Below are 14,548 nucleotides of genomic sequence, written 5' to 3' on the forward strand. Positions count from 1 at the left end.
GGGTCACCGGGTCATGGCAGACGTAGTAGCGCCCGGGGGAAACCGCTTCTCTGGGCGGCACGTCGGTTCGGCACAGGTCCACCGCGCGGGGGCATCGGGACGCAAACGCACAGCCCTGAACGGTGCCCGTCATAGCCGGGACAATCCCGGGGATCGCCCCGAGGCGTTGCGCTGCCCCGTTGCGATAGCCCGGCACACACTCGAGCAACCCTTGCGTGTAGGGGTGTCGAGGGTCTTTGAGCACCTCGGTCGTGTTGCCGGTTTCTACGATGTCGCCCGCGTACATGACGGCGATTTTGTCCGCCGCACGGGACACCACGCCCAAATCATGGGTGATGAGGATCATCGACATACCGAGCTCTTGCTGAAGGTCGCGCAGCAAATGGAGAATCTGGGCCTGTATGGTGACGTCCAACGCCGTGGTCGGCTCGTCGGCAATCAGCAATTCCGGCTCGTTCATCAGCGCCATGGCAATCATGACCCGCTGCCGTTGCCCGCCCGAAAGTTCGTGGGGGTATTGTTTCAGCCGGCTCGCCGGATCTGGCAGGCCCACCTTTTCAAGCAGATGAACCGCTCGTGCTTCGGCGGTTGCCGCCGACACGTCCCGGTGCAACGTCATGGTCTCGGTCAGCTGCCGACCAATGGAGTAAACCGGGTTCAGGCTCGTCATCGGCTCCTGGAAAATCATTCCGATTCGTTGACCGCGCACGTCTCGGGCGAGCTGCCGTTCGCTTGCCTGCGCCAGGTTATTGCCATCGAAGTTTATACACGCCGCTGCCCGCTTCGCGGACGGCGGCAGCAGATTCATAATCGCCAGAGCCGTCATGGATTTGCCGGAGCCGGATTCGCCCACGATACCCAGCGTCTCTCCGCGCTTCAGATCGAGACTGATGCCTCTCACCGCTTTGAGCGTGCTCGATTCCGTCGGAATCTCTACTGACAACTCCCGGATATCCAAGATCGATGCCGTGCTCATATCAGTTTCTCCGATTGGTAACAGTGACATCACGTACCCCATCGCCCAGCAAGTTGACGGCAATGACGAGAATGAACAGCGATACCCCTGGCAAAATAACCAGCCAGGGCTGGAAGAACATGGCGGTCTTGCCCTCGGCAATCATCAGGCCCCAGGACGGTGTCGGGGATGGAATGCCCAGCCCAAGGAAGGACAGCGTCGCTTCGTTCAGGATCGCAACGGCCACTTCCAGCGTGAAGATCACCATGATTTGATTGACCAGGTTTGGCAGCACTTCCCTGACGGCAATCTGGAACCGACTGCAGCCCATGGCGCTGGCGGCCGCGACAAAATCGAGTTCCCTTAAGCGCAAGGTGGCAAATCGGGTGACAACGAGGTAGAACACCCAGTGCGTGGCACCGATCACAAATATCACCACCGTGATCGACTGCCCGATGACAAACACCAGGGCCATGATCAGCAGCAGGCTCGGGACCGCCAGTTGGCACGTCACCAGGAAGTTGACCGCCTGATCCAGCCAACCACCGAAATAACCGGCGAGTAAGCCAAGCGTGACGCCAATGAGGGCACCGATAGAGGCTGCGCCAATTCCGATGGTCATCGAGATTCTTGCGCCATAGATGATGCGGCTCAGGTAGTCCCGCCCCAGATGATCCGTCCCCAGCAAATACTCCCACTGTCCACCCTCTACCCAAACTGGTGGCAACATGCGCAACGACAGGGTTTGCAAATACGGGTCATGGGGTGCAAGCCAGGGCGCAAATACCGCAAAGACCGCCATCACCAAGAGAATACCCAGCGCAATTTTCAGACCCTGGTGTTTTCGGGCGCGCATCAGGGCAGCCCTGGTTGGACTCATCCCGAGATTGACGGTGCTTTGCTCTGCGTCACTGTGCTCGACGGATGCGATACTGGAACCGCTCACTGCTTCTCTTATTGTCATCATTCACCCCATCCGGATCCGAGGATCAAGCCAGGCGTTGATCAAGTCAGCCGCCAGCGTAAGTAGTACAAATGTCAGCACGAAGATCAGAATCAACGACTGCACCGTCGGGATATCGGAATTGAAGATCGATTCCACGGCGAGCCGCCCCAACCCATTCATACTGAACACCGATTCGGTCACCACGGACCCGCCCAGTTTGTATCCAAGCTGAACGGCCAGAACACTGACGATGGGCAACAACGCGTTGCGCAGGGCTTGCTGCAAAATAAGCCTGTAGCCAATGAAACCCTTGGCTCGCGCCGTCCGGATGTAATCCGAGGAGAGCACATCGAGCAGACCGGTTCGGGTCAGGCGCATGACGGCGGGGACAGAACTGGCCCCCAGCACCAGTGCTGGCAGCACGAAGTGTCGCCATGTTGAGTCACCCGAAACCGGGAAAATCGGAAACGTCACCGCAAACACAATGATCAGCATCAGCCCTAGCCAGAAATTGGGGACGGCTTGCGCGGAGACCGCAGTGGACAGGGCAAAGCGGTCAACCCAGGTGTTGGGTCGCAGCGCGGCGCTGATCCCCAGGGGCAACGCTATCAGGATCGTAACCGACAGCGAGGCAAGCGCCAGCATGACCGTCACGCCCGCGTGTTCCTGAATAAGCTCCACGACCGGCTGTTTCCAAAAAAAGCTCTCCCCAAAATCCCCACGCAATACACCACCCAGCCAATTGAAGTACTGGGTGGAGACCGGCCGGTCAAACCCGTACTGCTCACGGATGTCGTCCACCATTTCTTGCGGGGCGTCTTCGCCGGCAATGGTCTGGGCCGGGTCGGTGGCGAAGTGGAACAGTGCGAAGGTCCCGAAGGAAACGGTCAGTGCGACCAGCAAGGCCATGAAGCCTCTTCGCAGGACATAGTTCAGCATAATCACTGCCTCCAGCTGGCTTGCCAGAACCGGGGAACGCCGTCTTTGGGAACCGGAAACTCAAGTTCTGGCGACAACAGGTAGTTCTGGCTGTAGGAAAACATGGGGACCCAGTAGGCTTGTTCGGCAATCCGGTTCAGGGCCTGGCGATAAAGTGCTTGACGCTCACCCGGGTCAATGGTTCGCTCAGCCGCCAGCACGGTGTCTGCCAGCGCCTCGTCGCCGGAGTAGTTGCGGGCGGAGTTGCGGGCGAAATGCACTCCGGTGGACGCCGAAGCATCCGCCGTCCCGCCACTGCCATAAGAGGCGAAAAAGGCCTCCATGTCTTTGTCATTGCGGACTTTGGAGAACACATTCAGTTTGACGTAGCGAAGCTGCACATCGAGGCCCACGGCTTTGAGGTCATTCACAATCGCCTCCGCAATGATCTTTTCCCGGTAAGCCCAAAGGTCAAACGAAAAACCGTTCGGATAGCCGGCCTCGGCCAGCAGCTGCTTCGCCTTGACCGGGTCAAACCGGTAGCGTGGGCCGTTGCCATCGCACCCGAACTGCCGGGGATGGCAGGCAAAATCAACCACCTCTGCGCTGCCACGAACCAGGTACCGGGTGATTTCTTCGCGGTTGATGGCGTGGTTGATCGCCTGACGGACCTTCAAGTGTTTGAACGGCGTGTCGGGGTCGGAGTTGGCGGCAGCGTCGAGCGTCACGTACCCAATGCGGATGTCGTTGCCCTCCAGCCGTTCGACGTTGGGCAAGTGGCTGACGTTATCGGCCACATCCGGGGGCACATCCAGCATCAGATCAATGCCACCGCTCAGCAACTCGGCCTGTTGGGTTCCCTGGTCAGGTATGACCCGGAATTTCATGTGCTCGATTGCGGGACCGGCCTTGGGGCTACCCTCGTAGTAGTCCTCGAACCGTTGCAGGACAATTTCCCGGCCGGCACTGAAACTGACGACCTTATACGGCCCGATACCATTTAACGGTGCGTCTGCGGTTTCGTCCTCGTACGTACCCTTTTTTCGCAGTGGTATGCTGACCGCCATGTCACGGAGGGCCATGGGGTACGGCAGTTTCAGGTTGAACCTCACGCGGCCCGGAGCCAGCGTTTCAACACTGTCCAGCCAGCGCTGAATGACAGGGCCACGGCTGGTATCCGAGTCCTCATCCAACACCCACTCGAAGGTATAAACCACGTCCTCCGCTGTGAGACGGCTCCCATCATGGAAAATCACATCGTCGCGCAGCGTAATATCCAGCTGCGTGTCGGTCACCCACTCATAGGACGCCGCTGCCAATGGTTCGAATTCCAATGTCTTGGGATCAACGAAAAACAGACCGTCGTCCGTCAGGCGGGAAAGAATCAAGCCTTCACGCTGAATGGAGTAAAGTCGATCGACCGTTGTCAGCGGCTTGGAGAACGCGACCACCAACGTGTCGGTTTCCTGGTCCGCACAGGCGTACAACGGCAGGACACAGGCAAGGAACAAACCGGTCAGGCGGCGACCTAACCGATCCGGGTACCGAGTCTTCATTGCTTCTCCTATTGTAATTATTTGGAGCGCTCGATCTGCGCCATTGCGATGGAAGATCAAGGAATGAAGTGAGTGTAGGCAGGCCTAATTGATTTTAAAATTGAATATAAATCATATTTCTATGCAATTTATGCATGTATCTTGATGGCCCCTTCAATCCTCGGCGGTCATGGTCGCGTGATCCCCCAGTGCAGACATAACCTCCGATTGCAGGCAACGAACCAGGCTGGTGGTGGCGGGGGTCTCTTCAAATCCGGGCGGGAACAGAAGTACGAACTGCAACCGGTAGCTCGGGCTCAGCGGGCGCAGGCAAAACCGGGCCTCGTTCACGGCCAGCGCCGTCAGACGGTCAATAATAGTAACACCCAGCCCCTCAACGACCATTTGGCAGGCCAGAACGCTGGACGTTGTTTCAATTTTGCAGGACAGCTCAACACCCGCGGCCTGGAAGATCTCCTCCATCTGCAATCGAGGCCGTAAACCGGAGGCCAGGGCAATGATATCGTGCTCCGCCAATTGCTCGGCGGTCACTGTTTCGAGCGCTTCCAGTGGATGCCCTCGCGGGATCATGACCATGGCGTCGGTATCGAAAAACGGTCTCTGTATAACGGAAGGATGATTGCACGGCTTGGTCAACGCGACCGCTATGTCGTAATGACGGCCAGCCACCCATTGTTCGATGTCGCGGTGCCCCCTCACGTCGACGCTGAAGCGTTGGTCCGGATGTTCTTTTACAAAGCGCGCCAGCGCCGGTGACACCAGGCTGTTGGCGAGGCGGGCCAGTGCCACGATACGCAACGTGCGCGTACCGCCGCCTTTTATTTCACGCACAATGCGCGGCAGGTCCTCAAGGTTGGCGAGGATCTTTTCGGTCTCCCGATAGAACTCCTTGCCCTCGGGTGTGAGCACCAGGCGACGCTTCTCTCGTTTAAACAGTTTAAGCTTCAGCTCATCCTCTAATGTGGAAATCAGGCGACTGGTCGCGGGCTGACTCAGGTTCATAACCGAGGCGGCGGCCACCAGGGAGCCGTGGATAACCACCGCGCGGAAGCATTTCAACTTCTTGATATTCAATATTTTCTCCAGCTTTCATGCAGAAAACGCATATACCTATCCAATGTTTTCAATTTACATAGGTATCAATAGTAGTCGATAACGATGATCTGGATGGCGTCATGACATCGAACTGATAGCTACCGGCACAAACAAACGTAGCTTAATTTTTCATCCAAACGCCACTAGCGAAATACCACAAAACAAGAACCCGGAGGGTACATGAAATTTCCCAAATCGCTGATCGCGGCCAGTGTTTTCAGCTTGACGGCGCTCCCCGCATCAGCCCTTGAAGTCGAGGTAGGTGGCCAGGTTAACCGCGCCATTATGTACGTTAAGGATGGATACAGCGCCGATTTCCTCGGCGTAGGCTCTGATACGGAAATCTATCATGTTGATAACCGAAACAGCCCGACACGTTTTAACGTTGGTGGTACTCAACGACTGTTTGATGAATGGACAGCCGGGGCATTGATCGAACTGGGCGTCTATTCGAACTCCTCCAATGACGTCGAACCCGACAACAAAACGATCGATGGAGAAGTGGTTCAACGGATCAGCGACGCATTTATCGATTCGCCCTACGGTAAAATCACCATTGGCCGGGGTGAAGGTGCCGCTTACGGAGCTGGCCGAAGAGACTATTCCGGCACCGGCGTGATCAGCTTTCGAAACCCCAACCTGATTGGCGGCAACCTGAGCTACGCGCTGAAGGCGTCTTCCTTTAAACGAAAGTTCGATGGCAGTGGCAACTTCACCGGATTCGAGGCATTTGACCTGCAGGACGGCGATGGCAACCGGTCGTCAATCAGCGGCAGCATCCGGGACTTCAACTTTGAGGGCCGCCATGACCGAATCCGCTATGACAGCCCCCGTCTTGGGCCGGTGACCCTCTCGGTAAGCGCCGGCCATGACAGCGGTGGTTCCGACGGCCACGACTCGATTCTTCAATTTGGTCTGAGATCGGGCTTGCGCGCGCCGGGCGGCCGGCTACTGATTGGCCTGGGCTACTCGGTCGCAACGCAAAACGCCGACAACCCGGATGCACCGTTTGACCCGGACCCCAGCGTTGATCCGGACATCACCACCTATGGCGGCTCTGTGTCTTACTTCCACAGCGCCACCGGCCTCAATTTATCGTTGGCGGCGGTTAATTACGAAGACGAGCTGACCAGTGACGAGAAAACGGGCACCTTTACGGCCACCCGATCAGAGCTGGCCCAGTTTCGGTACGCGAAGCTTGGCTTCCGCCCCAATCGTCAGCACGCCTTTGATATCCATTGGGGCCAGACGCAGAACAGAAACAAGGATGACGAGGCCGGAACGGTAGTAGGCGCCGGTTATGTCTGGAGCCCAACCCAGACCTTCGACGCCTATGGCGGTGCCAAGGTACACAGTTTCGAGCGCGGAGAGTGGTGCACCACGTCTGGCCGGACCTGCTACAACCCCGAATACGAGGACATCGTGATTGTGACCACCGGCGCCAGGGTCAAGTTTTAACAAGTACCGTCGCCTTGCGTGACCAGGCGACTGAGTTTTTCAAATTGTATTTTTGTTGTGTTCCTTTGCCCCTCCCATGAGGGGCTTTTTTTTGTTCTCCTGACAGCGCGGGGCCTGTCGCAGTGATTCTGCGGTCACGACTGCCAGGCACCTCCCGCTGCTTTCAGGCTTTTTTTGCTTCAGCCCCCCATTTCAACCGACAAACAGATCCCTCAAAATAGCCTGCCAACACAAAAATTTTGCCCCGAAAATACTTTACGTTTACGTAAACTTTATCTAATCTAGGTTTAAAAAGGGAATCACTATGTCTGATAAGCAAACCTTCAGTATTAGCGAGCTGGCCAAGGAGTTTGACGTCACCACCCGAAGTGTCCGCTTCTACGAGGACCAGGGGCTGCTTAGGCCTTCGCGGCGCGGTCAGACTCGGATCTTCAGTTCTAAAGACCGGGTCCGCCTGAAGCTCATTCTGCGTGGCAAACGCATGGGCTTCTCTCTGGCGGAAACCAAGGAGTTGTTCGATCTGTGGGACGAGACCCTGAGCGGTAACGAAAAACAACTGCTCCTGATGCTGGAAACACTGGCACGAAAGCGGGACCAGCTGGAGCAGCAGAAGAACGACATTGCCCAGGCGGAAATGGAGATGGAAACCGCCGAAGCCCGGTGCCGGGAGGCGTTGGAAGAGCTACAGAAGAAGAAACAGCAAGCGACGGCCTAACGCCACTCGGACAACCGGTGATACCTCAGTGGGTATCGAAACCAAGACCTGCAGACCCCGGCCATTATTACAAAAATTGAGAACACCCAACAGCCACAGCACCCGGCAGCTGGAACAACAAGGTAATCGATATGAAATCACAATACTCAGAGTTCAACTTCGGCCTCGGTGAGACCGTGGACATGCTGCGCGACCAGATCAACGGATTTGCCGCCAGCGAAATTGCGCCCCGCGCCGCCGATATAGACAAGGACAACCTGTTCCCCAACGACTTGTGGCGGAAATTTGGCGACATGGGGCTGCTGGGTATTACCGTGGACGAAGCCTATGGCGGCGCAGGCATGGGCTATCTTGCGCATGTGATTGCGATGGAAGAGATCAGCCGGGCGTCGGCGTCGGTTGGCCTGTCCTACGGCGCCCACTCCAACCTTTGCGTGAACCAGATTCACCGCAACGGCACCGAAGAACAGAAACAGAAATACCTGCCCAAGCTGATCAGCGGTGAGCACATCGGTGCCCTCGCCATGTCCGAACCCAACGCCGGCTCCGACGTCATTTCCATGAAGCTGACGGCCAAAGACGCGGGCGACCACTACGTACTGAACGGCAACAAGATGTGGATCACCAACGGCCCCGACGCCAACGTCTACGTGATTTACGCCAAAACAGACCCCAGTGCCGGCCCCCGGGGCATCACGGCTTTTATTGTGGAGCGCGGCACCCCGGGATTCAGCCAGGCACAGAAACTCGACAAACTGGGCATGCGCGGTTCCAACACCTGCGAGCTGGTCTTCGAAGACGCCAAAGTGCCCAAGGAAAATGTCATGGGCGGTGAGGGCAACGGCGCCAAGGTCCTGATGAGCGGCCTCGACTACGAACGCCTCGTCCTGTCGGGCGGCCCACTGGGCATCATGCAGGCCGCCATGGACATCACCATTCCGTACATTCGCGAACGCAAACAGTTCGGCCAGGCCATTGGCGAATTTGAGCTGGTCCAGGGCAAAGTGGCGGACATGTACACCTGGATGAACACCGCCAAGTCTTATGTCTATATGGTCGCCATGTCCGCCGACCGCGGCAACACGACCCGCAAGGACGCCGCCGGCGCGATCCTCTACTCGGCCGAAATGGCCACCAAACTGGCGCTGGATGCCCTCCAGCTGCTCGGCGGCAACGGTTACATCAACGAATACCCCACCGGCCGTTTGTTGCGAGACGCCAAGCTCTATGAAATCGGCGCAGGGACGTCCGAAATCCGGCGCATGCTGATCGGTCGCGAGCTGTACCTGAACAAGTAAGCGCCTTGCGCACCCCAGCACCGTGCACAACCAGTGGCGGTCGGCGGTTTGGCATCCGGAAAGCATCCCCGGCCACGGAGGGCCGGAGTCACACGCACAAGGGTAAGACAAGCGACGATGAAGCGGCACTGCATGGGCAGCCGAACGGCCGCAACCTGAGATTGCTGGCCGGACTCCACAATGGATGCTCGTGGCGTTTCCCGGAACACCCCATCCGCCCGCTCCGAGACAGGGACTAGAGACCACATGACAACACTCCAGAGCAAAGTAAACCCGAGGTCGGACGAATTCCAGGCCAACCAGGCGGCCATGGCAAAAGTCGTGGCAGACCTGCGGGACAAAGTCGCCACCATCCAGCAAGGCGGCGGCCCGTCTTACCAGGAACGCCACATCGCCCGCGGCAAGTTGCTGCCCCGCGAGCGCATCAATCGCCTACTGGACGACGGTTCGCCGTTTCTCGAAGTTGGCCAGTTTGCCGCCTACAACGTCTACGATGAGGCCGTCCCGGCCGCAGGCGTGATCGCTGGCGTCGGCCGGGTTTCCGGCACCGAATGCATGATCATCGCCAACGACGCCACCGTGAAAGGCGGCAGCTACTACCCACTGACGGTAAAAAAACACCTGAGAGCCCAGGAAATTGCGCTGGAAAACCGCCTGCCCTGCATTTATCTGGTGGATTCCGGTGGCGCCAACCTGCCGCGGCAGGACGAGGTGTTCCCGGACCGGGACCACTTCGGCCGCATCTTCTACAACCAGGCCCGCATGTCCGCCGACGATATCCCGCAGATCGCCGTCGTTATGGGCCTGTGCACCGCCGGGGGCGCTTACGTGCCTGCCATGGCGGACGAATCCATCATCGTGCGCAATCAGGGCACTATTTTCCTGGCGGGGCCACCCTTGGTAAAAGCCGCCACCGGTGAAGTGGTCAGTGCCGAAGACCTGGGCGGCGCCGACGTACACTGCAAAATCTCCGGCGTCGCCGATCATTACGCCGAGAACGATGCCCACGCGCTGGAAATTGCCCGCCGCTGCATCTCGAACCTCAACCGCCGCAAACCGGCGGACGTGGAGATCCGCAAACCCAAGGCACCGCTGTACGACGCCGAGGAAATATACGGCATCGTCGGTACCGATTTGCGCAAACAGTTCGATGTGCGTGACGTCATTGCCCGCATCGTTGACGGCTCCGACTTTGACGAATTCAAACGCTACTATGGCCCCACCCTGGTCACCGGCTTTGCCCACATTCACGGCTATCCGGTGGGCATCATCGCCAATAACGGCATCCTGTTCAGCGAGTCCGCCCAGAAAGGCGCCCACTTCATCGAACTGTGCTGTCAGCGCAACATTCCGCTGCTGTTCCTGCAGAACATTACCGGCTTCATGGTGGGTCAGAAGCACGAAGCCGAGGGCATCGCCAAGCACGGCGCCAAAATGGTGATGGCCGTGGCCTGCGCCAATGTCCCCAAGATCACGATCCTGATTGGCGGCAGTTTTGGCGCCGGCAACTACGGCATGTGCGGCCGCGCCTACAGCCCGGATTTCCTGTGGATGTGGCCCAACGCCCGCATCTCGGTCATGGGCGGTGAGCAGGCCGCCGGCGTGCTGGCAACGGTGCGCCGGGAAGGCATGGAGCGCAAGGGGCAAGCCTGGAGCAGCGACGAAGAGGCGGACTTCAAACAGCCCATCATCGACTCTTACGATCACCAGGGCCACCCCTACTACGCCAGTGCCCGATTGTGGGACGACGGCGTGATTGACCCGGCCCAGACCCGTGAAGTGGTCGCCCTGAGCCTTTCCGCCACCCTCAACCGCCCGGCGAAGCCCACACGCTTCGGCGTGTTCCGGATGTAATGGGAGAGAACGCCATGACCGACCAGGAAACAGCGGTTCTGCTCAATCGTCGCGCCAACGGCGTCACCGACGTGGTGCTGAACCGACCGGACAAACGCAACGCGTTCGATGACGTCATTATCCAGCAACTGATCGCCGCGCTGGAGGAGGTAGACGCCGACAACAACACTCACATTGTGATCCTGCGCTCCGAGGGCAAGCACTTCTCCGCCGGAGCGGACCTGGGCTGGATGCGCCGCATGGCGGACAACAGCCGCCAGGAAAACCTGAACGACTCGCGGGAACTGGCGCGGCTGATGAACGTGCTGAATCACCTCTCCAAGCCGGTCATCGGCCTGGTTCAGGGTGCCGCCTTCGGTGGCGCCGTCGGCCTCGCCGCCTGCTGCGATATTGTGCTGGCCACCGAGACATCCAGTTTCTGCCTGAGCGAAGTCAAACTCGGCCTGATTCCGGCTGTAATCAGCCCCTACGTGGTGCGCGCCATCGGTGAACGCCAGGCCCGCCGCTACTTCATTACGGCCGAGGTCTTCACCGCGCGGCAAGCCCAACAGTTCGGTCTGGTGCATGACGTGTGTGACAACCTGAGCGCCATGGAACGCCGCTGCGACGAGCTGCTGCTGCAACTTGCCCTCAACGGGCCTGAGGCCATGAAAGCCGCCAAGGACCTGGTGTTCGCCGTCAGCCAAAAAGTGATCGGCAAAGACGTCATCGACGACACCGCGCAACGCATTGCGGACATCCGGGTGGGTGCCGAAGGTCAGGAAGGGCTCAGCGCCTTCCTGAACAAACGCAAGGCCAACTGGGTTCCAGAGGAAGAATAATGTTCAGCAAAATACTCATAGCCAATCGCGGCGAAATTGCCTGCCGGATCATACAAACCGCCCATCGCATGGGCATCCGCTGCGTCGCGGTCTATTCCGACGCCGATGCCAACGCCCGCCATGTCGCCATGGCCGACGAAGCCTTCAACATTGGCCCTGCGGCCAGTTCCGAAAGCTATCTGCGGGCGGACAAAATCATTGAAATTGCCAAAGAGAGCGGCGCCCAGGCTATCCACCCCGGCTATGGTTTTCTGTCGGAAAACACCGACTTTGCGCAAGCCTGCGAAGCCAACGATCTGGTGTTCATTGGCCCGCCGTCCACGGCCATCGCCGCCATGGGTTCCAAGTCCGCCGCCAAGGCGATCATGGAGAAAGCCGGTGTGCCGCTGGTGCCGGGCTATCACGGTGACGACCAGTCCCCGGAGACCCTGCGCAAGGAGGCCGAAAAATGCGGCTTCCCGCTGCTGCTGAAAGCCGTCGCCGGTGGCGGCGGCAAAGGCATGCGCGTGGTTGAACACATGGCCGACTTCGATGACGCCCTCGCCGGGGCCAGGCGCGAAGCCAAGAACGCCTTCGGCAACCCCGACATGCTCATCGAACGCTACCTGACCCAACCCCGCCATGTGGAAATCCAGGTGTTCTGCGATCAGCAGGGCCACGGCGTGTACCTGGCCGAGCGCGACTGTTCCGTGCAGCGGCGCCACCAGAAAGTATTGGAAGAGGCGCCCGCCCCGGGCCTGAGTGACGACACCCGACAGGCCATGGGCGAAGCGGCGGTAAAAGCCGCTCAGGCAATCGATTACGTCGGTGCCGGTACGGTGGAGTTTCTCTACGACGTGGACGGCTCCTTCTTCTTTATGGAGATGAACACCCGCCTGCAGGTCGAACACCCGGTGACGGAAATGGTGACCGGGCAGGATCTGGTCGAGTGGCAGCTCAAGGTGGCCTGGGGTGACCCGCTGCCAATGGAGCAGGCCCAGGTAAAAACCCGCGGCCACGCCCTGGAAGCCCGCATCTACGCCGAAGACCCGGACCAGGACTTCCTGCCCGCCACCGGCAACCTGCGCTACCTGAGTACACCGGACGAATCCGCCCATGTGCGGGTGGACACCGGCGTCACCGAAGGCGATGACATCAGCATTCACTACGACCCGATGATCGCCAAGCTGATCGTGTGGGACGAAACCCGGGACCAGGCCATCAACCGCATGGTCCAGGCCCTGGAGCACTACCGCATTGCCGGTGTAAAAACCAACATCCGGTTCCTGCACGCCCTGGCGGATGCCCAACCGTTCCGGGAAGCAGAGCTGACCACCGGCTTTATCGACAGCCACCGGGATCTGCTGTTCCCGAAATCGAAACTGGACACCCACAAGGCCCTGGTCCTGGCGGCCGGCTTCGTGCTGGAGCAGCGCAAGTCGCGGGAATCCATCAGCACCGACCCCTGGTCACCGTTTGGCCGCCAGAACAGCTGGCGCCTGAATTCAGAGTACGCCCAGCCGCTGCAGTTGCAGGTGGGTGACGACCTCCACGACCTGAAGGTGCTGGAGCGGGACGACCGCTACCAGGTCTTTGTCGGTGACAGCGTGTACAACCTCACCGCCCGGCTCGACGACGATTACCTGCAGGCAGTGATCAACGGTCACCGCATCAGCCTCCATGGCAACCTTCACATGGACCAGTTGGTGCTCTTCTACGAAGGCGACACGTTCCAGTGCACCTTGTACAAGGAAACCTTTGGCCATGAGGAAATGGCCGGCGAAGGCAGCCTGGCCGCGCCCATGAATGGCGCCATCGTGGCCGTACAAACCAACGTCGGCGACCACGTGGCGGCCGGGCAAACCCTGGTCATCATGGAGGCGATGAAGATGGAACACGCCATCAAAGCCCCGACCGACGGCGTGGTCAGTGAGATTTTCTTCGCCGAAGGCGATCAGGTCTCCGAAGGTGCTGAACTGATTGCCATCGAGGTGGACAAAACCGATGAAGACACCGTCAACGAGGAGGCTGGCTAATGGCGTTCCCCCAACACGTACGGCTGGTGGAAATGAGCCCCCGGGACGGCCTGCAGAATGAACCCGGGGCGGTCATTGCCACCGACATCAAAACCGGCCTGATTGACCGGCTGGCCGATTGCGGCCTCACCCACATCGAGTCCGCCAGCTTCGTGTCGCCCAAGTGGGTACCGCAGATGGGCGATGCCGCCGAAGTCATGGCCGGTATCCGACGCAAGGCCGGGGTGCGTTATTCCGTGCTCACCCCCAACCTGAAAGGGTTTGAAAACGCCCTCGCCGCCGGTGCCGACGAAGTCGCGGTGTTCGGCGCGGCGTCGGAGTCCTTCAGCCAGAAGAACATCAACTGCTCCGTTGCCGAGAGCCTGGAGCGGTTTGCGCCAGTGATGGCAGCCGCCCAACAGGCCGGCATCCCGGTGCGAGGCTATGTCTCGACCGTGCTGGGCTGCCCGTACGAGGGCGAGATTGCGCCCGAGAAAGTCGCCACCGTGGCCAAGGCCCTGTTCGACATGGGCTGTTACGAAATCTCCCTGGGCGACACCATCGGGGTCGGTACCCCCCTGAAGGCCAAACGCATGCTCGAAGCGGTCGCCAGGTACGTTCCGATGGCGTGTCTGGCGGCGCATTTCCACGACACTTACGGTCAGGCTCTGGCCAACCTGTACGCGGTACTGGAAGAAGGCGTGGCCGTCATTGATGCCTCAGTCGCGGGTCTGGGCGGCTGCCCTTACGCCAAAGGCGCGTCCGGCAACGTGGCCACCGAGGACGTGCTATACCTTTTACAGGGGCTGGGCATAAATACCGGGGTCAACCTGGACAAGCTGGTGGCCACCGGCGGGTGGATCTCCGCGCAGTTGCACCGGCACAACGGGTCCAAGGTCGGCCAGGCCCTGGGCGCCCAGTAATTCGTTAACGGGAGC

At 59.4% G+C, this 14,548-nt stretch carries 11 protein-coding genes and 1 pseudogene; 7 read left to right on the top strand and 5 right to left on the bottom strand.

The window, feature by feature from the left end; genetic code table 11:
* Positions 1-70: 70 nt before the first annotated feature.
* The 5 genes and pseudogenes from GRX64_RS19600 to GRX64_RS12160 form a co-directional block, all read right to left on the bottom strand.
* Positions 71-1,018 (bottom strand): annotated as a pseudogene (locus tag GRX64_RS19600) (ABC transporter ATP-binding protein); the annotation flags it as partial.
* Positions 978-1,922, bottom strand: a complete 945-nt coding sequence (locus GRX64_RS12145) for an ABC transporter permease (RefSeq protein ID WP_166267557.1) — start codon at positions 1,920-1,922, stop codon at positions 978-980. The pseudogene GRX64_RS19600 and the gene GRX64_RS12145, both read right to left, overlap by 41 nt.
* Positions 1,923-2,840: an ABC transporter permease gene (locus GRX64_RS12150; protein WP_166267559.1), complete on the bottom strand. Its 918-nt coding sequence runs from the start codon at positions 2,838-2,840 to the stop codon at positions 1,923-1,925.
* A gap of 2 nt (positions 2,841-2,842) precedes the next feature.
* Positions 2,843-4,375 carry an ABC transporter substrate-binding protein gene (locus tag GRX64_RS12155; RefSeq protein ID WP_166267561.1) on the bottom strand — a complete coding sequence of 511 codons (1,533 nt, stop codon included), beginning with the start codon at positions 4,373-4,375 and terminating at the stop codon, positions 2,843-2,845.
* A 153-nt stretch (positions 4,376-4,528) separates the two neighbouring features.
* Positions 4,529-5,449 carry a LysR substrate-binding domain-containing protein gene (locus GRX64_RS12160; protein ID WP_166267563.1) on the bottom strand — a complete coding sequence of 307 codons (921 nt, stop codon included), beginning with the start codon at positions 5,447-5,449 and terminating at the stop codon, positions 4,529-4,531.
* Positions 5,450-5,650: 201 nt separating this feature from the next.
* Here GRX64_RS12160 and GRX64_RS12165 point away from each other — a divergent pair, with 201 nt between their 5' ends.
* From GRX64_RS12165 to GRX64_RS12195, 7 genes are all read left to right on the top strand, one after another.
* Entirely contained in the window at positions 5,651-6,928 is a 1,278-nt protein-coding gene (locus tag GRX64_RS12165; protein ID WP_166267565.1) for a porin, read from the top strand.
* A gap of 304 nt (positions 6,929-7,232) precedes the next feature.
* Complete coding sequence (locus tag GRX64_RS12170) at positions 7,233-7,643, top strand: MerR family transcriptional regulator (RefSeq protein WP_166267567.1); 411 nt, start codon at positions 7,233-7,235, stop codon at positions 7,641-7,643.
* A 131-nt stretch (positions 7,644-7,774) separates the two neighbouring features.
* Positions 7,775-8,941 (top strand): isovaleryl-CoA dehydrogenase, encoded by a 1,167-nt coding sequence (locus GRX64_RS12175; protein ID WP_166267569.1) that lies wholly within the window; start codon positions 7,775-7,777, stop codon positions 8,939-8,941.
* A 246-nt stretch (positions 8,942-9,187) separates the two neighbouring features.
* Entirely contained in the window at positions 9,188-10,795 is a 1,608-nt protein-coding gene (locus GRX64_RS12180; protein ID WP_166267571.1) for a carboxyl transferase domain-containing protein, read from the top strand.
* 14 nt (positions 10,796-10,809) lie between these two features.
* Complete coding sequence (locus tag GRX64_RS12185) at positions 10,810-11,616, top strand: enoyl-CoA hydratase-related protein (protein WP_166267573.1); 807 nt, start codon at positions 10,810-10,812, stop codon at positions 11,614-11,616.
* A complete protein-coding gene (locus GRX64_RS12190) occupies positions 11,616-13,631 on the top strand; it encodes an acetyl/propionyl/methylcrotonyl-CoA carboxylase subunit alpha (RefSeq protein WP_166267575.1) in 2,016 nt (671 codons plus the stop codon). The genes GRX64_RS12185 and GRX64_RS12190 overlap by 1 nt, the downstream gene beginning before the upstream one ends.
* Positions 13,631-14,533, top strand: coding sequence for a hydroxymethylglutaryl-CoA lyase (locus GRX64_RS12195; RefSeq protein ID WP_166267577.1), 903 nt, complete (start codon positions 13,631-13,633; stop codon positions 14,531-14,533). The genes GRX64_RS12190 and GRX64_RS12195 overlap by 1 nt, the downstream gene beginning before the upstream one ends.
* Positions 14,534-14,548: the final 15 nt, after the last annotated feature.

This window comes from Marinobacter caseinilyticus, from assembly GCF_011074955.1.
Classification (GTDB): Bacteria; Pseudomonadota; Gammaproteobacteria; order Pseudomonadales; family Oleiphilaceae; genus Marinobacter; species Marinobacter caseinilyticus.

What these genes read in the sequence shown, in the direction of transcription:
- GRX64_RS12145 (WP_166267557.1), bottom strand. Translation starts at nt 1,922, where the DNA reads ATGATGACAATAAGAGAAGCAGTGAGCGGTTCCAGTATCGCATCCGTC.
- GRX64_RS12150 (WP_166267559.1), bottom strand. Translation starts at nt 2,840, where the DNA reads ATGCTGAACTATGTCCTGCGAAGAGGCTTCATGGCCTTGCTGGTCGCA.
- GRX64_RS12155 (WP_166267561.1), bottom strand. Translation starts at nt 4,375, where the DNA reads ATGAAGACTCGGTACCCGGATCGGTTAGGTCGCCGCCTGACCGGTTTG.
- GRX64_RS12165 (WP_166267565.1), top strand. Translation starts at nt 5,651, where the DNA reads ATGAAATTTCCCAAATCGCTGATCGCGGCCAGTGTTTTCAGCTTGACG.
- GRX64_RS12170 (WP_166267567.1), top strand. Translation starts at nt 7,233, where the DNA reads ATGTCTGATAAGCAAACCTTCAGTATTAGCGAGCTGGCCAAGGAGTTT.
- GRX64_RS12175 (WP_166267569.1), top strand. Translation starts at nt 7,775, where the DNA reads ATGAAATCACAATACTCAGAGTTCAACTTCGGCCTCGGTGAGACCGTG.
- GRX64_RS12180 (WP_166267571.1), top strand. Translation starts at nt 9,188, where the DNA reads ATGACAACACTCCAGAGCAAAGTAAACCCGAGGTCGGACGAATTCCAG.
- GRX64_RS12185 (WP_166267573.1), top strand. Translation starts at nt 10,810, where the DNA reads ATGACCGACCAGGAAACAGCGGTTCTGCTCAATCGTCGCGCCAACGGC.
- GRX64_RS12190 (WP_166267575.1), top strand. Translation starts at nt 11,616, where the DNA reads ATGTTCAGCAAAATACTCATAGCCAATCGCGGCGAAATTGCCTGCCGG.
- GRX64_RS12195 (WP_166267577.1), top strand. Translation starts at nt 13,631, where the DNA reads ATGGCGTTCCCCCAACACGTACGGCTGGTGGAAATGAGCCCCCGGGAC.